A 20,544-nucleotide genomic window follows, 5' to 3' on the forward strand; every position below is an offset into this window, starting at 1 on the left:
GACCCCGCCCGCCCCCGTCCCTGCCCCCGCCGCTCCGGCAGCGACTCCCGGACCTGTTGCAAACGGTAGCGCGCCTGCGACATCGACGCCGCCCGCGCACTGGTCGCGCGGGGCGATCAGCGGTGCGGGTCGGCTGATCTCGACCGCTGCCAATGACGAGATGGTGCGCAGCCTGATCAGCTCGCGCGCCAAGAGCAATCTTGCCGCCGGGTTTTTCGGTGGGACGCTGATGGGCGCGATCGCCGCGCGCATCGCCACTCGCTCGGTTCCCGGCGCTCTGCTGGTGGGCGGCGCACTGCTCGCCAAGGCGATCTACGATCAGCGCAAGGCGAAGGAAGAGGCTGAGCTCAATTCCAAGCCCAAGGGCTAATCGTCGGGTCCTGATCGATCGATTGCATCCCGGGCCAACTGCACAAACCGGTTGACGCAAAGGCCCGGCTTTGGCCATGAGCCGCCATGGTCATTTCCGCTTCCAAAAATGCGCTCGCTCGGCGCGGGCTGCTGTTCATCCTTTCATCGCCCTCGGGCGCGGGCAAATCCACCATCGCGCGGATGATGCTGGAAGCGGACCCGCAGCTGTGCCTTTCGGTATCGGTCACCACCCGCCCTCCCCGCCCCGGCGAGATCGACGGCACCCATTACCACTTCATCGACGAAGCCACCTTCCACCAATTGGTCGAGGACAACGCGCTGCTCGAATGGGCCAAGGTTTTCGGCCATTTCTACGGCACGCCCAAGGCTGCAGTGAAGCAGGGCCTGCGAGAGGGACAGGATTTCCTGTTCGATATCGACTGGCAGGGCACGCAGCAACTGTACCAGCGCGCAGAGGGCGATGTGGTGCGCGTATTCATCCTGCCGCCCTCGCTCGAGGAACTGCACCGCAGGCTTCGTGGCCGCAACACCGACAGCGAAGAGGTGATTGCCAGCCGCATGGCGCGCGCGCAGGACGAGATCAGCCATTGGGACGGCTATGACTTCGTGGTGATCAACGACGACGTCGAGAGCTGCTTCACCAAGGTCTGCCAGATCCTGCAGTCCGAACGCATGCGGCGCGCCCGCCAGACCGGTCTTATCGACTATGTCCGCGACCTGATGAACCCCACCGACCGCCCGTAAGGCTATTTGCCCGTGACGGCGTCGAGCAGCTTCTGCCCGGCCTTGAGCGGGTTCTTGCGGAAATTCGATTCCTCGCGCCCGATATAGGTAAAGATGCCGGACATCGCCTGATCGGTGACGCTGTCGATCAACCCGTCGCGGCTCAGATCCACGCCAGCGAGGGCACCCAGCATGCTGCCGGTTCCGCCCCCGCGCCCCAGCGAATCGAGTTGCTTGAGCGCGCCGGTCTTGCCCAGTGCATCGCTCACCAGCGGCCGCATCTTCTGCCGCAGCACATCGCCCGAGGTCCGCCTGAGATATTGCGTGCCGCCGGTATCGCCTCCGGTGACGATGCCGACGCCATCGGTCAGCGTCATCGAATCGATCGCCGAACGGAACACCGGCTTGGCTTCCTGCGCTGCAAGTCCAGCGGCATCGTTGATCGAACGGGTAAGGTTGTTGGTAAGCCCCGCCTTGTCGGTCAGCTTCATCAACTTGGCCGCTTTTTGCAGCGGACCTGGCAGCAGGATGCGCACGGCCTGATCGGCATAGAATGCGCCAGGCCTGGACAACTGGTCGAGTGCACTGTCGGAAGCGTTGCCAAGCAGCCCCTTCATCGATCCGCCCGCCGCCTTGCCGGCCTTGGCCTTTTGCGCGACGGCGGCGGTCGGCGCGATGAAGGCACCGGCGGTGACTGCCGAGACGGCGAGCGCCAGCGCGAGAGGAATGCTCCGGAATGCCATGCTGCTCTCTCCTGCTCTTGTCCTTGCAGCAGGATGCAGCAACGCGAACCGCAGCGCCAGAGCAGGCGCTGCGATTTTACGTGTCGTCACATCGCGGCTTGAAGTGGATCAGTGCCCTTCGGGGTCGTAGCCGCCCGTGGGCACCTGCGCGTTGACGATGCCGCCATCGACCGGGATCGTGGTTCCGATGACGTAATCCCCGGCCCGGCTGGCCAGAAAGATCACCGCGCCGGAAATGTCCATCCAGTCGCCGACGCGCTTGTTGGGTACGCTCTTTGAAACCATGTCGCCATGATCGCGCGCGGCCTTGTTCATGTCAGACGGAAACGCGCCTGGGCCGATGCCGGTGACGTAGATATGATCGCGCAGCAGGCGGACTGCCATGCGCTTGGTCAGCTGGATCAGCGCCGCCTTGCTGGCCTGATAGCTGTAGGTTTCCCACGGGTTGATCCGCATTCCATCGACCGACGAAATGTTGATCACCTTCGCAGGGGTCTCGGCGGTCGCACCCGCCTTGAGCAGACCATGCAGCGCCTGGGTCAGGAAAAAGGGCGACTTGACGTTGAGGTCCATCACCTTGTCCCAGCCGACTTCAGGGAAATCCTCGAACTCAGCGCCCCAGGCCGCGCCTGCGTTATTGACCAGGATGTCGAGACGGCTCTCGTGCTCGGCGAGCTGCGCCGCCAGCTGGCGCGCGCCTGCGACGCTCGAGATGTCTGCGGGAAGCGAAATGCAGTTGGGGCCGAGTTCTTCCGCGGTGGCATTGCAGGCATCGGCCTTGCGCGCCGAGATATAGACCTTGGCGCCAGCGGCGATGAGGCCTTGCGCGATCATCTTGCCGATGCCGCGCGATCCGCCGGTCACGAGGGCGACCTTGCCCTTGACCGAAAACAGCTGTTCGATGTTCATCATATTCATCCTTCGTTGCGCAAGGCTTCCCTTGCGATGATGGTGCGCTGGATCTCGCTGGTTCCCTCATAGATGCGGAACAGGCGGACATCGCGGTAAAAGCGTTCGATTCCGTAATCGGCGATATAACCCGCCCCGCCGAAGATCTGCACCGCGCGATCGGCGACCCTTCCGACCATTTCGGAGGCGATCAGCTTGGCGCAGGCGCAATCCTCGGTGATCCGCTCGCCCCGGTCCTTGGCGCGGGCGGTCTGCAGCACCAAAGCCTTGGCCGCCTTGGCTTCAGCGACGCTGTCGGCGATCATCGCCTGGATCATCTGGAACTCGGCGATCGGCTTGCCGAACTGCTTGCGCTCCTTGGCATAGGCGACGCTGTCGGCAATCAGCCGCTCGGCCGCGCCAACGCAGACAGCCGAGATATGCAGCCGCCCCCGATCGAGCACGCGCATCGCGACCTTGAAGCCATCGCCTTCAGCGCCCAGCCTGTTTTCCACGGGAACGCGCACATTGTCGAAGATCACGTCGCAGACATGCGCGCCCTGCTGACCCATCTTGCGCTCGGGCTTGCCCACCGAAAGCCCTGGTAGATCGCGCGGCACCAGGAAGGCGCTCACCCCTTTGGGGCCGGGGCCGCCGGTGCGCGCCATCACGGTGAACAGGTCGGCCTTGTCGGCATTGGTGATGTAGCGCTTGGAGCCATTGAGCACATAGGAATCGCCGTCGAGCTCGGCGCGCGTTTTCACCGCGCCGCTGTCCGACCCGACATCGGGCTCGGTCAGCGCGAACGAGGTGATGATCTCACCGCTGGCGATTCTCGGCAGATACTTCGCCTTTTGCGCATCGTTGCCGTCCATCACCAGTCCCTGGCTGCCGATGCCGACATTGGTGCCGAAGGTCGATCGCATCGCGGGCGACGTGCGCCCGAGCTCGAACGCGATGCGGACCTCTTCCTCCATGTTGAGGCCCAGCCCGCCGAATTCCTCGCCGATCGACAGTCCGAAAAGCCCGAGCTCGCGCATCTCCTGCACCAGATCATCGGGGATCTCGTCGGTCTCCGACACCTGGGCTTCCAGCGGACGCAGCCGCTCGGTGACGAACCGGCGTACGCCCTCGAGCAGCGCGTCGAAGATATCGGGATCGAGTGCCATACCGCTCTCCTTGCATCTTTCTCCCCTCCCGCTTGCGGGAGGGGCGGGTCCAGCTTGCTGGACCGGGGTGGGCCTGAAATTTACAGCAGGGTAGGCCCAACCCGGCTTCGGCTGCGCCTCAGCCACCCTTCCCGCCTACGGGAGGGGAGAAGCCAGTTAGTACCCGAAAATTTCAGCCACCCGGCCCGCGTGGAAATTCGCATCGCCCATGAACTCGTTGAGCGCGCGGTCGCGCTTCATGTAGAAGCCGATGTCGTACTCGTCGGTCATGCCGATGCCGCCATGCATTTGCACGCCTTCGCGCACGGTCAAGTTGGTGGTGCGCCCAGCCTTGGCCTTGGCGACCGAAACGTAAATCTCGGCGCTGTCCTTGCCCTCGTCGAGCAATTGCTGTGCCTTGAGCACGGCGGCGCGGGCGATTTCCATTTCGCTGTAGAGATGCGCGGCGCGGTGCTGCAGCGCCTGGAACTCGCCGATCAGGCGCCCGAACTGTTTGCGCTGCTTGAGGTAATCGACGGTCATGTCCATCGCCCCTGCACCCACGCCGACCAGCTCTGCGGCCGAGCCTGCGCGCCCTGCACGCAGCAGCGAGGAGAGCACCTGCCAGCCGTTGTCGACTTCACCGATCACCGCATCGCCATCGACCTCCACACCGTCGAACGTGACATGCGCCGCCATCGAACTGTCGACCAGCCGGGTGCTGTCCATCGACATGTTCGCGGCGTCCTTATCGACCGCAAACAGCGTCAGCCCGTCGGTTTCACCGGGGGCGCCCGCGGTGCGCGCCGCAACGATGAGCGCATCGGCGCTCGCGCCCTGGATCACGAACTGCTTGTTCCCGGTAAGCTTGAAGCCGTTGCCCGAACGCTCGGCCTTGGTGGCGATGTGCGAAGGCCGGTGCTTGGCGCCTTCGTCGATCGCCAGCGCGAGCACGGTTTCACCCGCCAGAATGCCGGGAAAGAACTTGTCCTTGAGATGCTGCCCGCCATGGTTCAGCGCGGCAACGCCTGCGATCGCAGTGGTCAGGAACGGCGACGGCGACAGGTTGCGGCCGATCTCCTCGAGCACGACTCCCGCTTCGACATGACCGAGGCCGAGGCCACCATCGTCTTCACCGATCAGGATTCCGGTAAAGCCCATTTCGCCGAACTGCTTCCACAGCGCGTGGCGGAAACCGTCCTTGCAGTTGTCGTCGCGCAGCTTGCGCAGATGGCTGACCGGGGCTTCCGATTTGAGGAACTCGCGCGCGCTGTCGCGCAGCATCGCCTGGTCTTCGTTGAGGTACATTGGCATGGAAATGTCTCGCAAATCTTGAGATGCGCGGTTCCCTGCGAAGGCGGGGAGCCATCTCCTGCCGGTGCACCAAACGCAACGCTCGGGAGATGGACCCCTGCTTGCGCAGGGGACCGATCAAAAAGGGCTAAATGGCGATCACGCCCCCGGCAGGTCGAGGATGCGCTTGGCGATCACGTTGAGCATCACCTCGCTGGTGCCGCCCTCGATGCTGTTCGCCTTGGTGCGCAGCCAGTTGCGCGCCTTTGCGCCGCCCTTGGAAGCTTCGCTTTCCCATTCGAGCGCGTCCGATCCGTTGCCCGCCATCACCAGCTCGTGGCGGCGCTTGTTGAGCTCGGTTCCGGCGTACTTCATCATGTTGGGCTGGGCGGGGTGGCCCTTGCCCGACTTCATCTCGTCGGTGAAGCGCTCGGCCATCGCCTTGAACGCCAGCGCATCGACATCGAACTGCGCAAGCTCCGCGCGGAGCAAGCCATCGTCGAGCTGGCCGAGGCCGTTGGCACCGATCGAACCCAGCATCTGCGCGCCCAGCGACGGCGCGCCATCGCCGAGGCCGCCACCCGAGATCATCTCGCGTTCATGGCCCAGCAGATACTTCGCGACATCCCAGCCGCGGTTCAGTTCGCCGACGATCTGCTCCTTGGGCACGACGACGTTGTCGAAGAAGGTCTCGCAGAACGGCGAGTTGCCGCTGATCAGCTTGATCGGCTTGGTGGTGACGCCGGGCGTCTCCATGTCGAACAGCAGGAAGGAAATGCCCTGATACTTGTTGGTCTTGTCGGTGCGGACCAGGCAGAAGATCCAGTCGCATTTGTCAGCATAGCTGGTCCAGATCTTCTGGCCGTTGACCACCCAATGGTCGCCCTTGTCTTCGCCGAAGGTCTGCAAGCTGACGAGGTCGGAGCCCGAACCGGGTTCCGAATAGCCCTGGCACCAGCGGATTTCGCCGCGCGCGATCTGGCCCAGATAATGCACCTTCTGCTCTTCGGTCCCGAACTGCAGCAGTGCGGGGCCGAGCATCCAGATGCCGAAGCTCGACAGCGGCGGGCGCGCGTTGATCCGCGCCATTTCCTGACGGAGGATCTTGGCCTCGCCTGCGGAGAGACCAGCGCCGCCATAGGCCTTGGGCCAGTCGGGAACGGTGTAGCCCTTGGCCACGCAGCGCTCCAGCCACTGCTTCTGCGCTTCGTTCTTGAAAGTCCAGTTGCGTCCGCCCCAGCAGACGTCATCCTCGCCGCGCACCGGCTCGCGCATCTCGGCGGGGCAGTTCGCCTCCAGCCATTCGCGCACGTCCAGTCTGAACTGATCGAGATCGCTCATCGTCATCCTCTCCCGCATGGTTTGATCCAGCGCGCGCCCTGGCCGGGAAGTTTTTCCTGCGGCCAAAACTGCGCTTCGCTACTCATTCTATGGTGGAGCGAACCGGGCTGCAAGCCTGTTGAATCCTAGGCCGAATGCCGTAACGTCAGCGCGAGCGCGGTTGACGTTTACGGCAGGCGTCATATGGTAACCCCAAGCAAAGCAAGCGGGAGAGAATCAATGCAGCGGGCCGCCCGGTCCATAGCATGGCCAGCGCCAACAGGCGCGGCGGTGCCTCATGTCGCCCGTCGGCATCGCGCCACCCTTGGGGGCGCTTGCCACGCATGACCGATCTTGCCAGCCTGACCACCAAGCCAGTTGCCGCCCGCGTTTCGATGGGCACCAAGCTGGCCTACGGCTTCGGCTCGGTGGCCTATGGCATCAAGGACAACGGCTTTGCCGTCTTCCTGCTGATCTATTTCAACCAGGTCGTGGGGATGCCCGCCGAGCAGGTTGGGCTTGCGGTGCTGATCGCGCTGATCGCAGATGCCTTTTTCGATCCCATTGTCGGCCACAAGTCCGATGCGACGCGCAGCCGCTGGGGTCGGCGCCACCCCTGGCTCTATGCCGCTGCGCTGCCGATCGCCTTGTCGTGGTTGTTGCTTTGGAACCCGCCCGAGATCGGCAATGGCGGCCTGTTCGTCTATCTGATTGTGGTGGCCATGGCGGTGCGCTTCTCGTTCTCTGCTTATGAGGTTCCGGCGCTGGCGATGCTGCCGGAGATGACCCGCGATTATCACGAACGCACCGAGGTGCTGCGCTATCGCTTCTTGTTCGGCTGGCTGGGGGGCCTTGTGATGCTCTACGCCGCCTATGCTTTGCTTCTGGTGCCCGAGCCCGGCTATGAGAATGGCGTGCTCAACCCCAATGGCTATCACCGCTATGCAGTGGCGGGCGCGATCGTCATGCTGGTCTCGGTGGTCGTCTCCGCGCTCGGCACGCACAGGTTGATGGCCAAGCCCAATACCGGCGACATCCGCCATGCCGCGCACGGCCTGGGCGATTTTGTCGCCGCGCTGAAGTTCCGGCCTTTCCAACTGCTGCTCGCCGCGGGAATCTGCGCCTTTGCCAATCAGGGGCTGTTCTTTGCGTTGACCAACTATCTGATGCTGTACGTGTGGGAGTTCCCGCAAATGGCGTTCAACATCTATCCGTTCGTGCTCTTCCTCGGCGTCGCGCTGGCGTTCGTGATCGTCGGACCGGTCTCGCGGCGCTTGGAAAAGCCGCGTACCGCCGCGATCGGCGCACTGCTGTCGCTGACGCTTGCGACGATGCCGTACTGGCTGCGTCTGGCAGGGCTGTTCCCCGACAACGGCACAACGCTTTCGATCGCGCTGGTGCTGGGGCTGATTGCGCTGTCGACGACCTTCGGTATCTGCGCGATGATGATGATCAGTTCGATGATCGCCGATGTCACCGACGCGGCCGAAGCCAGCAGCGGCAAGCGCACCGAGGGGATTTTCTTCGCCGGCTTCTTCTTCATGCAGAAGTGCATCGGCGGGCTCGGCATTCTCGCGTCTGCGCTGATCCTGTCGACCGCCGGTTTCCCCGAAAATGCCCAGCCGGGGGAAGTGGCCGCGCAGGTCATCGATCGCCTCGCCGTCACCTTTGCCATCGCCACCACGGTCATCGGCGTGTTGTGCGCCTGGTTGTTCACCCGCTTTCCGCTGGGCCGCGCCGATCATGAAGCGCGGCTTGCAGATATCGCCAATCGCTAGATCCCTATGAAAGGAAACCCGAAACATGGATTTTGATCTTACCGAGCGCCAGGCCTATTGGCGCGACCGCGTCCGCGCGTTCATCGAAAGCAATGTCCGTCCGCGCGAAAAGGACTATGACGCTCAGCAGAAGGAAGGGTCGCGCTGGAAGGTGCTGCCCGTGATCGAGGAAGAGAAGGCCAAGGCCAAGGCTGCGGGCATCTGGAACCTGTTCATGCCGCCCTCCAACCCCAATCTGGCGCATGTCGACGACAGCTTCGAATTCGATGGCCCCGGCCTCACCAACCTCGAATATGCCCTCTGCGCCGAGGAAATGGGCCGTGTCGGCATGGCGAGCGAGGTGTTCAACTGCTCGGCGCCCGACACCGGCAACATGGAAGTGCTGCACCGCTATGGCACCCGCGCGCACAAGGACGAGTGGCTCAAGCCGCTGATGGACGGCGAAATCCGCTCTGCCTTCCTGATGACCGAGCCGCAGGTTGCCTCTTCCGATGCGACCAACATCGAAACCTCGATCCGCCGCGAAGGCGACGAATATGTCATCAACGGCCGCAAATGGTGGTCGTCTGGCGCGGGCGATCCGCGCTGCAAGATCGCGATCGTGATGGGCAAGACCGATTTCGAGGCGAAGCGCCATGCTCAGCAATCGATGGTGCTGATGCCGCTCGATGCGCCCGGCGTGAACATCGTGCGCCACCTGCCGGTGTTCGGCTATGATGACGCGCCGCACGGCCATATGGAGATCGAGCTCAACAACGTTCGCATCCCGGCTTCGAACATCCTGCTGGGCGAGGGTCGCGGGTTCGAGATCGCGCAGGGCCGGCTTGGACCTGGCCGCATCCACCACTGCATGCGCACCATCGGCGTGGCCGAAGAGGCACTGGCCAAGATGGCACGGCGTCTGCAAACCCGCGTCGCTTTCGGCAAGCGCATCTCGGAATACAGCATCTGGGATGAGCGTCTGGCCGCTGCGCGCATCGATATCGAGATGAACCGCCTGCTCTGCCTCAAGGCTGCTGACATGATGGACAAGGTCGGCAACAAGTACGCCAAGGCCGAGATCGCGATGATCAAGGTCGCCGCGCCCCGCATGGCGCTCAAGATCATCGACGATGCCATCCAGGCACATGGCGGCGCTGGTGTCAGCGAAGACTTCGGTCTCGCCAAGGCCTATGCGCATATGCGCACGCTGCGGCTTGCCGATGGCCCCGATGAGGTGCACAACCGCACCATCGCGCGGATGGAACTGGGACGCCACGGCGTGAATGATGACGACGGTGCGCTCAGCTCGGGTGATCTGGGTGTGACGCGTTGAACGTTTTTCCCTCTCCCTTAACGGGAGAGGGAAAGCCCTGCGTCAGACGGGGCAAGTTTGTGACAGGGCTTGGGAGAGCAACGATGAAAGCCGCCATCTGTTTTGAGCCCGGCAAGCCGCTGGAAGTGCGCGATGTCATCATCGACAAGCCCGGCCCGCGTGAGGTATTGATCCGCACCGCAGCGACCGGGGTTTGCCGATCCGATCTGCACTTCGTCGACGGCTCCTATCCGCATCCCCTGCCCTTCATCCCCGGCCATGAAGCCGCCGGGATCGTCGAGGCAGTGGGCGATGGCGTATCGACGGTGAAGGTCGGCGATGCGGTGGTCACCTGCCTCAGCGCCTATTGCGGCCATTGCGAATATTGCGTCACCGGGCAAATGTCCCTTTGTCTGGGCGGAGACACCCGTCGCAAGCCCGGCGAACCGGCCCGGCTTCGGTTGGAGGACGGTCCGGTCAACCAGATGCTCAACCTGTCGGCCTATGCCGAGATGATGCTGATCCACGAGCATGCGTGCGTCGCGATCAATCCCGAAATGCCGCTCGACAGGGCCTGCGTCATCGGCTGTGCGGTGACCACCGGTGCGGGCGCGATCTTCAACGCGGCCGACCTGGTGCCGGGCGAGACGGTTGCCATCGTCGGCTGCGGCGGGGTCGGGCTGGCAGCGGTGAACGCGGCGAAGATTGCAGGTGCCGGGCGGATCATCGCGATCGATCCGGTGGCGGACAAGCGCGCACTGGCGCACAAACTGGGTGCCACCGACATGATCGATTCGAGCGCCGAGGGCGCTGCCGAAGAGGTAATCGAGATGACCAAAGGCGGCGTCCACCACGCGATCGAGGCGGTGGGGCGTCCGGCCTCGGGGGCGATGGCGGTCAAGGTGCTGCGGCGCGGCGGCACCGCGACGATCCTCGGCATGATGCCGCTCGCCGAGAAGGTGTCCTTGAGCGCGATGGAACTGCTGCAGGGCAAGAAGCTGCAGGGTGCATTGATGGGCAACAACCGTTTTCCTGTTGAAATTCCACGGCTTGTGGAGTTCTACATGCGCGGGATGCTTGACCTCGACACCATCATTGCCGAACGCATGCCGCTCGAGCGGATCAACGAGGCGTTCGATGCGCTGCGGATCGGCGATTCCGCGCGGTCGGTGGTTACATATAATTGATTGGGTGAGGATTTCAGCGATTATGGATCAGATCGACGCACAGGCGACGATGACTGGCACCATGGAAGTGCCCGAACAGGACCGCCTCGACGAGACGCGCCTGACCGCCTGGTTCGAGGCGAACGTCGAAGGCTTCGCAGGCCCGCTGTCGCTTTCCAAGTTCAAGGGTGGCCAGTCCAACCCCACCTACAAGGTGACGACACCCAACGCTGCCTATGTGCTGCGGCGCAAGCCCTTCGGACCGCTGCTCCCATCGGCGCATGCCGTCGACCGCGAATACCGCGTCCAGGCGGCATTGTTCGATCAGGGCTTCCCGGTCTCGCGCCAGTACGGCCTGTGCGAGGACGACAGCGTCATCGGATCGATGTTCTACGTCATGGGCTTCACTGACGGCGCGAGCTATTGGGATGGCACCCTGCCCGGCAAGACGCCAGAACAGCGCACCGCGATCTACAATGCGATGATCGATACGCTGGCGCATCTGCACAGCTTCGATCCCGTCGCCATCGGACTGGAAAGCTATGGCAAGCCGGGCAATTACTGCGCGCGGCAGATCTCGCGCTGGACCAAACAGTATCGCCTGTCCGAAACCGAGACCATTCCCGAGATGGACCAGCTGATCGAATGGCTGGAAAAGACCGTTCCCGAACAGCGCGGCTTCGGCATCGCGCATGGTGATTTCCGCATCGACAACATGATCTTCGACAAGGACGAGCCGCGCGTCCTCGCGCTGCTCGACTGGGAGCTTTCGACGCTGGGCGATCCGATCGCCGACCTGTCCTATTTTCTGATGAGCTGGGTGCAGCCCGCCGAGGGGCGCAACGGCCTGCTGGGGGTGGACGTCAAGGCGTTGGGCATCCCGACCATCGAGGAGGCGACCGCGCGTTATGTCGAGAAGGCCGGTCTCGATCATGTCCCCGACATGGACTGGTACCTCGCCTACAACCAGTTCCGCATCGCCGCGATCCTGCAGGGGATCAAGAAGCGGGTGATCGACGGCACCGCGTCGAGCGCGCAGGCCGAACAGATGGCGCAGCGGGTCATTCCGCTCGCTCAGGCCGCCTGGGAATATGCCAAGAAGGCCGGCGCGCAGTGACCATCTCCAGCTTCGACCTGACTGGCCGGGTCGCCATCATCACCGGCTCGTCGCGCGGGATCGGTGCGGCAACCGCGCGCAAGCTTGCGGCTCAGGGCGCCAAGGTGGTGATCTCAAGCCGCAAGCAGGATGCGTGCGATGCGGTCGCAGCCGAGATCAACGCGGAACATGGCGATGGCACCGCGATTGCGGTATCGGCGAGCATCTCGCGCAAGGAAGACCTGCAGAACCTCGTCGACCAAACTCGCGCGCAGCTGGGCCCGGTCGACATTCTGGTCTGCAACGCCGCGAGCAACCCCTATTACGGGCCAATGAGCGGGATCAGCGACGACCAGTTCCGCAAGATTCTCGACAACAACATTCTGTCCAACCACTGGCTGATCCAGATGGTGATCCCCGACATGTGCACTGCCGGGCGCGGATCGGTGGTCATCATTTCGTCGATCGGCGGGTTGCAAGGCACTGGCAGCATCGGCGTCTACAACATCTCCAAGGCCGCCGATTTCCAGCTGGCGCGCAATCTGGCGGTCGAACTCGGGCCGCACAACATCCGCGTCAACTGCATCGCGCCTGGACTGATCCAGACCGACATGGCGCGCGCGCTGTGGGAGAATGAACAGGTGATGGGCCATATCCGCAGTGTTACGCCGATGCGCCGGATCGGCCAGCCCGACGAGATCGCGGGCGCGGCGGTGTTTCTCTCATCGGACGCATCGACCTATATCACCGGCCAGTCCATCGTCATCGATGGCGGCACGACAATCGCAGCGGCGCTCTGACAAGCCGCATCAGGAGGGGTAGTTTCATGGATCTTCAGGGCAAGGTTGCCATCGTCACCGGTGCTGGCAGCGGTATCGGCAGGGCCAGTTCGCTGCTGTTCGCTCAGCACGGCGCCAAGGTGATTGCCAGTGACATCACCGGCAAGCAGGACGAGACCGCAGCGCAGAACCCCGATGCGATCACCGCGATCCAGGCCGATGTCAGCAAGGAAGCCGATGTCGAGATGCTGGTCGCCAAGGCGGTCGAGCAGCATGGCAAGCTTGATGTGTTCTTTGCCAATGCGGGGATCTCGGGCGGGTTCGACGGCATCTTCGACCAGACGGTGGAAGAGTGGGAGCGCATCCTGGCGATCAACCTCATCGGCCCGTTTCTTGCGATCAAGCATGCCGGCAAGGTCATGGCCGATGCAGGCAATGGCGGTTCGATCATCTGCACGGCATCGGTTGCAGGCCTGCGCTCGGGCGCCGGCGGCCCGGCCTACACGGCCAGCAAGGCCGGGGTGATCAATCTGGTCCGCATCGCCGCGCAGCAATTGACCGGAAGCGACGTGCGTTGCAATGCGATCTGCCCCGGCCTCATCGAGACAGGCATGACCGAGTTCATCTACACCAAGGCGCGCGAAAAAGGCTTTGAGGACAAGATCGGCCAGCTCAACCCCATGCAGCGTGGCGGCGTCCCCAACGAGATCGCCGAAGCCGCGCTGTTCCTGGCGTCGGACCGGTCCAGCTATGTCAACGGCCATGCGCTTGTCGTCGATGGCGGGCTCACCAGTTCGCACCCTTACGCCCGGCAACGCTTCGGCCAGACGGCTACCTGAGTTCACAACCCCCATGGAGCAACGGATTTTTCCAGATGAGCATTTTTGTGTCTGACCCGGCCGACTTAGGCTTCAACCAGCATTTGCTTGAGCGCATACCCGCCCATATCAACAGCAAATATCTGGAAAGCCAATGCCTGCCCCATGCTGGGCTGCTGATCGGGCGCGGGCACGAGATTGCGCATCTGTCGCTGCAGGGGGAAGCGCGACCGGGCCAGCCGTTGCAGGAAGACGCGATCTTCCGCATCGCCAGCATGACCAAGCCGATCACGTCGGTCGCGTTCATGCAGCTGGTGGAGGAAGGCCGGATTGCACTGTCCGACCCGGTGCATCGCATCCTGCCCGAATGGAGGAACCTGGGCGTGTTCGTCTCGGGCGGCGGCAACCAGCCGTTCGTCACCCGGCCGACCAGCCAGCCGATGCGGATGATCGATCTGCTGCGCCACACCTCGGGGCTCACTTACGGGTTCCAGGAACGCACGCCGATCGACGCGGCTTATCGCAAGCACAAGCTGGAAGCCTTTGCCGGCCCCGACCTGGAAGAGCTTGTCCGCATTCTCGCCGGTATCCCGCTGCAGTTCGATCCGGGCACGTCGTGGAACTACTCGATCTCGACCGACATTCTGGGGGCGATCCTGCAGCGGGTCGACAACAAGCCGCTCGATCAGATCATCGCCGATCGGGTCACCGGGCCGCTGGGCATGGTCGACACGCACTTCCAGGTTCCCGAGAGCAAGCTCGACCGCGTGCCCGATTGCTTCGTCTTCCATCCCACCGAAAAGATGAAGATGTACGATCCCGGCGCGACCACCGCCTGGGGTCGCGCGCCCAGCCAGCTTTCGGGCGGCGGCGGCATGGCGTCGACGCTCGCGGATTATCATCGCTTCTGCCGGATGCTGCTCAATGGCGGAAATCTGGACGGGGTGCGGATCCTCGGTCGCAAGACGCTCGACCTGATGATCTCCAACCACCTCCCCGGTGGCGGCGACCTGACCCAGCACAGCAAGGCGCTTTTCAGCGAGGCGGAGAATGCGGGTGCGGGCTTCGGACTGGGCTTTGCCACCACGATCGATTCCGCCGCTACGGGCGTCCCGGGATCGGTGGGCGATTTCTATTGGGGCGGCATGTTCTCGACGGCATTTTTCGTCGATCCGATCGAAGACATCGTGATGATTTTCATGACCCAGCTGATGCCATCCAGCACCTATCCCATCCGGCGAGAGATCAAGACGATGCTCTACGCCGCAGTCGAATAAGCACAAGGAACACACGTCATGTCCGACTCCCCGATTTCCACCGAAAAACGCGGCGATATCCTGATCGTCACCTCCAACAATCCCCCGGTCAACGCGCTGGGCGCAGGTGTGCGTGTCGGTCTGGATGCCGCGCTGACGCAAGCTTCCGCCGATGATGGCATCAAGGCCGTGGTGCTGATCTGTGCCGGTCAGACCTTCTTTGCAGGTGCCGACATCACCGAGTTCGGCAAGCCTCCGGTTGAGCCTATCCTCACTGACCTGATCCCGAAGATCGAAGCGTTCGACAAGCCGGTGATCGCCGCGATCCACGGCACCGCGTTGGGCGGAGGTCTGGAGACAGCGCTGGGTGCGCATTACCGCGTCGCCGTGCCCTCGGCCAAGCTTGGCGTTCCCGAAGTGAAGCTGGGCCTGCTGCCCGGCGCAGGCGGCACACAGCGTCTGCCACGCGTGGTCGGGGTCAAGGCTGCACTCGAGATGACCGCCAAGGGTGATCCCATCTCCGCAACCCAGGCGCACAAATGGGGCCTGGTCGATGAACTGGCCGAGGAAGGCGCCCTGCTCGACACCGCGCTGGCGTTGGCCGAAAAGGTCAAGGCCATTCGTCCGATCCCGCGCGTCAGCGAGCGAACGATTTCGCCCGACGATGCCGCGATTGAGGCCTTCCGCAAGGAGAACGCCCGCAAGTTCCGCGGTTTTGACGCACCTGCGGCCAACATCGCCTGTGTCGAGGCTGCCACCCGGCTGCCGTTTGCCGAAGGAATCGACTTTGAACGCACCGAGTTCATGAAGCTGATGTTTGGATCGCAGTCTGCGGCGCAGCGTCACATCTTCTTTGCCGAGCGCAAGGCGAGCAAGATTGACGGCATCGCCAGCGATATCGCGCTGCGCCCGATCGCCAGGGTCGGCGTCATCGGCGCGGGCACCATGGGCGGCGGGATCACGATGAACTTCCTGTCGGCAGGCATCGCGGTAACCATCGTCGAGCAGGCCGAGGAAGCTCTGAACCGCGGTGTTGGTGTTATCCGCAAGAATTACGAGGCGAGCGCTGCCAAGGGTCGCCTGACCACCGAACAGGTCGAAAAGGCGATGGGGCTTCTCACCCCTTCCCTCTCGCTGGATGACCTGTCCGATTGCGACCTGATCATCGAGGCGATCTTCGAGAACATGGACGTCAAGAAGGAGGTGTTCGGCAAGCTTGACGCGATCGCCAAGCCCGGCGCGATCCTGGCAAGCAACACCAGCTATCTCAACGTCGACGAGATCGCCGCTTCGACCAGTCGCCCGCAGGATGTGCTGGGCATGCACTTCTTCTCGCCTGCCAATGTGATGAAACTGCTCGAAGTCGTGCGCGGCGCCAAGACCGCCGACGACGTGCTCGCGACCGTCATGGCGCTGGCGAAGAAGATCAAGAAGGTCGCGGTCGTGGCTGGCGTTTGCCATGGCTTCATCGGCAACCGCATGCTGATGCCGCGTCAGGTCGAGGCCAACAAGCTGTTGATGGAAGGCGCGACGCCTGAGCAGATTGACCGCGTGCATGTCGAGTTCGGCATGCCGATGGGGCCGTTCCAGATGAGCGATTTGGCGGGCGTCGATATCGGCTGGCACCGTGACCCCACCCGCATCGAGTCGATCCGCGACGCGCTGTGCGCCGAGGACCGCTGGGGCCAGAAAAAGGGCGCGGGCTTCTATGACTATGACGAGAAGCGCAATCCCACGCCGAGCCCTCGCGTCGCCGAGATCATCGAGGACTTCCGCTCGCGCTCGAACATGCCCAAGCGCGAGATCAGTGATCAGGAGATCATCGAGCGGACGCTGTACACCATGGTCAATGAAGGCGCGATGATCCTCGAGGAAGGCATGGCGCAGCGCGCTTCCGACGTCGATGTCGTGTGGATCTACGGCTATGGCTGGCCGGTCTATCGCGGCGGCCCGATGTTCTGGGCGGGGCTGGAAGGAACGCCCAAGATCGTCGAGGGGCTCAAGAAGCACGGTTTCACAATCTCACCGCTGCTGGCGGAAAAGGCCGAGAAAAACGAGGGCTTCTGATACGAAAAACCCCGCCGGAGACGATCCGGCGGGGTTTTCCTTTATCAAGTTGTAGCGATCAGGCTGCGCCGAGGATCGCATCCACAGCGGGCTTGTTTGCCGCGCTGACGGTACCCTTTTCGCGCAATTCAGCGCCCAGCGGCTTGGCGGCTTCGAGATAGCTCGCCTCGCCAGTCGACTGGTTGAGACCGATCAGGCTCGAGAATTCTGCATTGGCGAGATCAGCCGAAGTCGGGTCGGCCGCGCGGCCTTCCTTGGCGATTGCGAGCGCCTGCTCGAAATTGGGCTTGGCCGCAGCCTTGTCCTGCTTGTTCAGGCTGAAGTTGCCCAAGTTTACGAGGATCGACACCAAGGTACCGCGCACTCCCGCATTGGCCTTGTCGGCCTGATAGACCTTCGTCCACTGCGGTGCAGCTTCGGTATACAACGGCGCGATGGCGTCGATGTTGCCAAGCGCTCCCTGCGAGTTTGCCACGATCGTCAGCGCACTGGCATAAAAGCCAGCATTCTGGACGTTCGCTGGGTCCCGTCCGGCGATTTCCTTGATCACCGGCAGGGCAGGTTCCAGCTTCGCGATTGTTTCGGCGTGGTTGCCAGCGGCCTGCGCCTGCTGCGCGGCGGTGAAATCGGCAATCGCCTTGTTCTGCGCTTCGGCCTGTTCGGGGGTCAGCGTCGTGGCAGGTGCCTGCGTTGTCTGTGCTGTTGCGGGGCCGTCAGCGGCAGCGGCATCCTGTGCGAGCGCGGGCGCTCCAGCCAGCGCCATGGCGCTCGAAACGAAAAGTACGGAAATCGCAGACTTCATCATGGGGGATTTTCTCCTTGAGATGGCGTGCACGCAACCGGTCCCGAGGCCTTTGCAAGCCAGTGACACAGATCGGTTGCGGCACCGATGGATTTGACAGCAACGAAGAAGGAACGCCGGGAGCCCCCTAACGTTCCCCGCCGGTGTCCTGCGCAAGAGAGCAAAAGCACTTGGCGTCGTCAAACGCGGCCCGACGCAGGCGGCGGGTCTCCAGCGCTTCGAAGTCCGCGCCCCATAGCTCTTCCTGCCAAAGCTCTTCCAGGCAAACCGCACGCCAAATTGTTTCGGAATCAAAGGCTTCTTCGAGCAATGCGAGTGCTGCGAGAAGCGATCCTCCGATGCTGGCAATTGTCGTCAGCCCCGCCAGGACGAAACCGTCATGCGCAGCAACAACTGATTGCAGGCGGGACAGGCTGTGCTGTGCTTGCGGTTGATGGATGATACCTGCGACCCGCACCAGCCTGATATCATAGCGATTTTCGGCCCATTGAAGGATGTGCTCCCAATCGCGCTGCTGACGTTCGGCCAGTGGCTCCCCCGGGTCGGCCCGATAGCACAGCGTATCGGTCTCGCCATAGGCCACGATATCGCTCACGAACCGGTCGGGCTCGGGTATGATCCTGTCGATCGCGGCATTGGCAAAACCGGTGTGCGGCATCGAGGCGATCACGATCTCCTCGCCCTGCCCTTCCCACTCGGCCGCCACCGCTTGTGCCATCGCGCGCGTGGGCACCACCAGAGGCTGGCGCATCGGGGTCTTTACCGGGCGGCCATCCAGCAACAGGGCATGGCCATCGGCCACCGCCTGGGTGGCAACGGTCTTGTAGAAGCGCTTCATGGTATGGCGATCATTCGGATGAGGGACTTTTCCAGCGCTTGACCAGGATCTGCGGGACGATCAGCATTTCGAGTATGCCGAAGAGCAGCAATCCATACCCGAATTCGCGCGGGACGCCGCTGATCCGGCCATAGGTGATCGCGACCGCGAGAGCGATGGTGATGGCACCGGCCAGCCGGACCGCGCCGATAACGAAGAAGCGCGCGCGGGCCTGGCTATCTTCGGCGGTCATGCCGCGCCCTGCGCGATATGATCGAACAGCTCGCCCATCGAATAGGCGATGCTGTCCGCTCCCGCCTGGGTCAGTTCCGCAGCGTCGTGATAGCCCCAGTCGACCCCGATCGCTCGGACGTTGGCGGCAACGCCCATCGCCATGTCATAGCTGGTATCGCCGATCATCACCGCAGCATGCGGCTCTGCGCCGGCATCGGCGAGCGCCTGATAGATCATCGACGGGTGCGGCTTGGAGGGGTGGCGGTCCGCGGTCTGCAGTGACACGAAGCGGTGCTTGATACCATGATGCGTCAGGCACAGGTCGAGCCCGCGATCCGATTTGCCGGTGGCGACCGCGAGCATCCAGCCCTGCCGGTCGAGCCGGTCGAGTAGTTCGGTCAGGCCGTCATACAGCGGTTCCTGCTGCAGCGTACCGTTGCCGCGCAGTTCGTGAAAGGCGTTCTTGTAGTGATCGGCAAGCACGACGTGAAACTGCGGCTCGGCCTGGGGCAGCATCACGCGCATCGCTTCAACGAGCGACAGCCCGACAATACGGCGGACGCGGTGATGGTCCGGATGCCCCAGCCCTTCGGCGGCGAAAGCCATCTCCATCGCCCGGCAGATATTGGCCTGGCTGTCGACCAGCGTCCCGTCGCAGTCGAAGATCGCAAGTCGCGTCGTCATGGGCGCCGGGGTGTCCGCTTGGGCGCGGCGCGCGGAGTGACCGGCTTGGTGCGGCCACCCGGCTTGGCAGGGCCGCCGGTAACGGGCTTGGCCTTGCCCGCAGGCTTGCCCTTGCCGACAGGTGCAGCGGCGGTCGAGCGGCTGCGGCGCTCGCCACGCCGTTCCTTGCGGATCGTCTTGGCGTGCGCGCGGGCCTGCTGCTTCTTGACCTCGCGGGTGGCAGGCTCGGGCGTATCGTCGGCAAAAGCGGTTTCGCCGAGCGCCAGGTCGAAGCCCAGGCTCTCCATCGATTCGGCGAAATGCTCGGGCAATTCGGCGGTGATATCGAGCGCGGGGCCATCGGGATGCGCGATCCGAAGGCGGCGCGCGTGCAGGTGCATCTTGCGGCTGATCGTGCCGGTCAGGAAGGCGTTCTGCCCGCCATATTTGCCATCGCCGACGATCGGATGGCCGATCGCCGCCATGTGGACGCGCAGCTGATGGGTGCGTCCGGTAAAGGGCTGGAGCGCGACCCAGGCGGCACGCGATCCCGCGCGCTCTATCACCTGATAGGCGGTACGCGATGGCTGGCCGTTTTCCTCGTCGACATGCATCTTTTCGCCGCCGGTCCCAGGCTGCTTGGCGAGCGGCAGCTCGATCAGGCCCGAATAGATATCGGGCACGCCGACGACCAGCGCCCAGTAGATCTTCTTGGCGTTGCGCCCGGCAAAGCGCTTGGCGAAATAGGCCGCGCTGCCCGGGGTGCGGGCGAGCAGCAGCACGCCCGAGGTGTCCTTGTCGAGCCGGTGGACCAGCCGCGGCCGAACCGCGCTGTCGAACATCAAAGCCTCGCCCAGGCCATCGACATGCGCATGGGTGCGCGTACCGCCCTGCGTCGCCAGACCCGGCGGCTTGTTGATAACCAAAGCGGCGCGATCGCGGTGGATCACCATCGACTGCGCATAAGCGATCTGATCGTCGGAGAGCGTCTTGGGCATTTCACGTGCCACCGACCGCTCGGGTTCGACCTCTGAAGGAGGGATGCGGATCGTCTGGCCGGCGGCGATGCGGTCGCCGGGGCCAACGCGCTTGCCATCAAGACGGATCTGTCCGGTGCGCGCCCAGCGCGAAACCAGGTTGAAATTCACATCGGGCAGATGGCGGTGGAACCAGCGGTCGAGCCGGATGCCGTCGTCATCGGTATCGATGGTGAACTGGCGTGCCTCGCTCGCGCCGTGAATGGCCGCGGCGGGCGCCGCCGGCATGGGCTTGCGCGCGGGCGCAGCA

The 20,544-nt window shown here is 63.6% G+C and carries 20 protein-coding genes; 10 read left to right on the top strand and 10 right to left on the bottom strand.

Going from position 1 to position 20,544, the window contains the following annotated elements; translation table 11 throughout:
- Positions 1-370: hypothetical protein (locus IP68_RS20480; RefSeq protein ID WP_054135235.1), on the top strand; the 370-nt coding region annotated here is incomplete at its 5' end.
- Between the two features lie 86 nt (positions 371-456).
- Positions 457-1,116 carry a guanylate kinase gene (gene gmk, locus IP68_RS11970; RefSeq protein WP_054135236.1) on the top strand — a complete coding sequence of 220 codons (660 nt, stop codon included), beginning with the start codon at positions 457-459 and terminating at the stop codon, positions 1,114-1,116.
- A 2-nt stretch (positions 1,117-1,118) separates the two neighbouring features.
- On the opposite strand, the gene IP68_RS11975 is transcribed toward gmk, so the two are convergent.
- From IP68_RS11975 to IP68_RS11995, 5 genes are all read right to left on the bottom strand, one after another.
- Positions 1,119-1,838, bottom strand: a complete 720-nt coding sequence (locus IP68_RS11975) for a DUF4197 domain-containing protein (RefSeq protein WP_054135237.1) — start codon at positions 1,836-1,838, stop codon at positions 1,119-1,121.
- Positions 1,839-1,946: 108 nt separating this feature from the next.
- A complete protein-coding gene (locus tag IP68_RS11980) occupies positions 1,947-2,747 on the bottom strand; it encodes an SDR family NAD(P)-dependent oxidoreductase (protein WP_054135393.1) in 801 nt (266 codons plus the stop codon).
- A 5-nt stretch (positions 2,748-2,752) separates the two neighbouring features.
- A complete protein-coding gene (locus IP68_RS11985) occupies positions 2,753-3,895 on the bottom strand; it encodes an acyl-CoA dehydrogenase family protein (protein WP_054135238.1) in 1,143 nt (380 codons plus the stop codon).
- A 156-nt stretch (positions 3,896-4,051) separates the two neighbouring features.
- On the bottom strand, positions 4,052-5,188 hold the full coding sequence (locus IP68_RS11990) for an acyl-CoA dehydrogenase family protein (protein WP_054135239.1): 1,137 nt from the start codon (positions 5,186-5,188) through the stop codon (positions 4,052-4,054).
- A 138-nt stretch (positions 5,189-5,326) separates the two neighbouring features.
- A complete protein-coding gene (locus tag IP68_RS11995; protein ID WP_054135240.1) occupies positions 5,327-6,508 on the bottom strand; it encodes an acyl-CoA dehydrogenase family protein in 1,182 nt (393 codons plus the stop codon).
- Positions 6,509-6,831: 323 nt separating this feature from the next.
- Here IP68_RS11995 and IP68_RS12000 point away from each other — a divergent pair, with 323 nt between their 5' ends.
- From IP68_RS12000 to IP68_RS12035, 8 genes are all read left to right on the top strand, one after another.
- Positions 6,832-8,265 carry an MFS transporter gene (locus tag IP68_RS12000; RefSeq protein WP_054135241.1) on the top strand — a complete coding sequence of 478 codons (1,434 nt, stop codon included), beginning with the start codon at positions 6,832-6,834 and terminating at the stop codon, positions 8,263-8,265.
- A gap of 25 nt (positions 8,266-8,290) precedes the next feature.
- Entirely contained in the window at positions 8,291-9,580 is a 1,290-nt protein-coding gene (locus tag IP68_RS12005; RefSeq protein ID WP_054135242.1) for an acyl-CoA dehydrogenase family protein, read from the top strand.
- A gap of 83 nt (positions 9,581-9,663) precedes the next feature.
- Positions 9,664-10,746 carry a Zn-dependent alcohol dehydrogenase gene (locus tag IP68_RS12010; RefSeq protein WP_054135243.1) on the top strand — a complete coding sequence of 361 codons (1,083 nt, stop codon included), beginning with the start codon at positions 9,664-9,666 and terminating at the stop codon, positions 10,744-10,746.
- Between the two features lie 22 nt (positions 10,747-10,768).
- Positions 10,769-11,842 (top strand): phosphotransferase family protein, encoded by a 1,074-nt coding sequence (locus IP68_RS12015; RefSeq protein ID WP_054135244.1) that lies wholly within the window; start codon positions 10,769-10,771, stop codon positions 11,840-11,842.
- A gap of 2 nt (positions 11,843-11,844) precedes the next feature.
- Positions 11,845-12,621 (top strand): SDR family NAD(P)-dependent oxidoreductase, encoded by a 777-nt coding sequence (locus tag IP68_RS12020; RefSeq protein ID WP_054135394.1) that lies wholly within the window; start codon positions 11,845-11,847, stop codon positions 12,619-12,621.
- Positions 12,622-12,647: 26 nt separating this feature from the next.
- A complete protein-coding gene (locus IP68_RS12025) occupies positions 12,648-13,439 on the top strand; it encodes an SDR family NAD(P)-dependent oxidoreductase (protein ID WP_054135245.1) in 792 nt (263 codons plus the stop codon).
- 35 nt (positions 13,440-13,474) lie between these two features.
- Entirely contained in the window at positions 13,475-14,695 is a 1,221-nt protein-coding gene (locus IP68_RS12030; RefSeq protein WP_054135246.1) for a serine hydrolase, read from the top strand.
- Between the two features lie 18 nt (positions 14,696-14,713).
- A complete protein-coding gene (locus IP68_RS12035; RefSeq protein ID WP_054135247.1) occupies positions 14,714-16,741 on the top strand; it encodes a 3-hydroxyacyl-CoA dehydrogenase NAD-binding domain-containing protein in 2,028 nt (675 codons plus the stop codon).
- A gap of 58 nt (positions 16,742-16,799) precedes the next feature.
- Here the strand turns inward: IP68_RS12035 and IP68_RS12040 are convergent, their stop codons facing one another.
- The 5 genes from IP68_RS12040 to IP68_RS12060 all read right to left on the bottom strand — a co-directional run bounded on the left by IP68_RS12040 (position 16,800) and on the right by IP68_RS12060 (position 20,522).
- Positions 16,800-17,546, bottom strand: a complete 747-nt coding sequence (locus tag IP68_RS12040; protein ID WP_156318094.1) for a hypothetical protein — start codon at positions 17,544-17,546, stop codon at positions 16,800-16,802.
- 124 nt (positions 17,547-17,670) lie between these two features.
- The gene (locus tag IP68_RS12045; RefSeq protein WP_054135249.1) at positions 17,671-18,381 is read right to left on the bottom strand and encodes an ATP12 family chaperone protein; all 711 of its coding nucleotides are present in this window, start codon (positions 18,379-18,381) and stop codon (positions 17,671-17,673) included.
- A gap of 10 nt (positions 18,382-18,391) precedes the next feature.
- On the bottom strand, positions 18,392-18,613 hold the full coding sequence (locus tag IP68_RS12050; RefSeq protein ID WP_054135250.1) for a hypothetical protein: 222 nt from the start codon (positions 18,611-18,613) through the stop codon (positions 18,392-18,394).
- Positions 18,610-19,278 carry an HAD-IA family hydrolase gene (locus IP68_RS12055; protein ID WP_054135251.1) on the bottom strand — a complete coding sequence of 223 codons (669 nt, stop codon included), beginning with the start codon at positions 19,276-19,278 and terminating at the stop codon, positions 18,610-18,612. Before IP68_RS12055 ends, IP68_RS12050 begins: the two co-directional genes overlap by 4 nt.
- Entirely contained in the window at positions 19,275-20,522 is a 1,248-nt protein-coding gene (locus IP68_RS12060) for an RluA family pseudouridine synthase (protein ID WP_054135395.1), read from the bottom strand. Before IP68_RS12060 ends, IP68_RS12055 begins: the two co-directional genes overlap by 4 nt.
- Between the last annotated feature and the right edge of the window lie 22 nt (positions 20,523-20,544).

The organism is Blastomonas sp. AAP25 (genome assembly GCF_001295965.1).
In the GTDB taxonomy this organism is placed as follows: Bacteria; Pseudomonadota; Alphaproteobacteria; order Sphingomonadales; family Sphingomonadaceae; genus Blastomonas; species Blastomonas fulva.

Coding starts and splice junctions, on each gene's coding strand:
- gmk (WP_054135236.1), top strand. CDS start 457: ATGGTCATTTCCGCTTCCAAAAATGCGCTCGCTCGGCGCGGGCTGCTG.
- IP68_RS11975 (WP_054135237.1), bottom strand. CDS start 1,838: ATGGCATTCCGGAGCATTCCTCTCGCGCTGGCGCTCGCCGTCTCGGCA.
- IP68_RS11980 (WP_054135393.1), bottom strand. CDS start 2,747: ATGAACATCGAACAGCTGTTTTCGGTCAAGGGCAAGGTCGCCCTCGTG.
- IP68_RS11985 (WP_054135238.1), bottom strand. CDS start 3,895: ATGGCACTCGATCCCGATATCTTCGACGCGCTGCTCGAGGGCGTACGC.
- IP68_RS11990 (WP_054135239.1), bottom strand. CDS start 5,188: ATGCCAATGTACCTCAACGAAGACCAGGCGATGCTGCGCGACAGCGCG.
- IP68_RS11995 (WP_054135240.1), bottom strand. CDS start 6,508: ATGAGCGATCTCGATCAGTTCAGACTGGACGTGCGCGAATGGCTGGAG.
- IP68_RS12000 (WP_054135241.1), top strand. CDS start 6,832: ATGACCGATCTTGCCAGCCTGACCACCAAGCCAGTTGCCGCCCGCGTT.
- IP68_RS12005 (WP_054135242.1), top strand. CDS start 8,291: ATGGATTTTGATCTTACCGAGCGCCAGGCCTATTGGCGCGACCGCGTC.
- IP68_RS12010 (WP_054135243.1), top strand. CDS start 9,664: ATGAAAGCCGCCATCTGTTTTGAGCCCGGCAAGCCGCTGGAAGTGCGC.
- IP68_RS12015 (WP_054135244.1), top strand. CDS start 10,769: ATGGATCAGATCGACGCACAGGCGACGATGACTGGCACCATGGAAGTG.
- IP68_RS12025 (WP_054135245.1), top strand. CDS start 12,648: ATGGATCTTCAGGGCAAGGTTGCCATCGTCACCGGTGCTGGCAGCGGT.
- IP68_RS12030 (WP_054135246.1), top strand. CDS start 13,475: ATGAGCATTTTTGTGTCTGACCCGGCCGACTTAGGCTTCAACCAGCAT.
- IP68_RS12035 (WP_054135247.1), top strand. CDS start 14,714: ATGTCCGACTCCCCGATTTCCACCGAAAAACGCGGCGATATCCTGATC.
- IP68_RS12040 (WP_156318094.1), bottom strand. CDS start 17,546: ATGATGAAGTCTGCGATTTCCGTACTTTTCGTTTCGAGCGCCATGGCG.
- IP68_RS12045 (WP_054135249.1), bottom strand. CDS start 18,381: ATGAAGCGCTTCTACAAGACCGTTGCCACCCAGGCGGTGGCCGATGGC.
- IP68_RS12050 (WP_054135250.1), bottom strand. CDS start 18,613: ATGACCGCCGAAGATAGCCAGGCCCGCGCGCGCTTCTTCGTTATCGGC.
- IP68_RS12055 (WP_054135251.1), bottom strand. CDS start 19,278: ATGACGACGCGACTTGCGATCTTCGACTGCGACGGGACGCTGGTCGAC.
- IP68_RS12060 (WP_054135395.1), bottom strand. CDS start 20,522: ATGCCGGCGGCGCCCGCCGCGGCCATTCACGGCGCGAGCGAGGCACGC.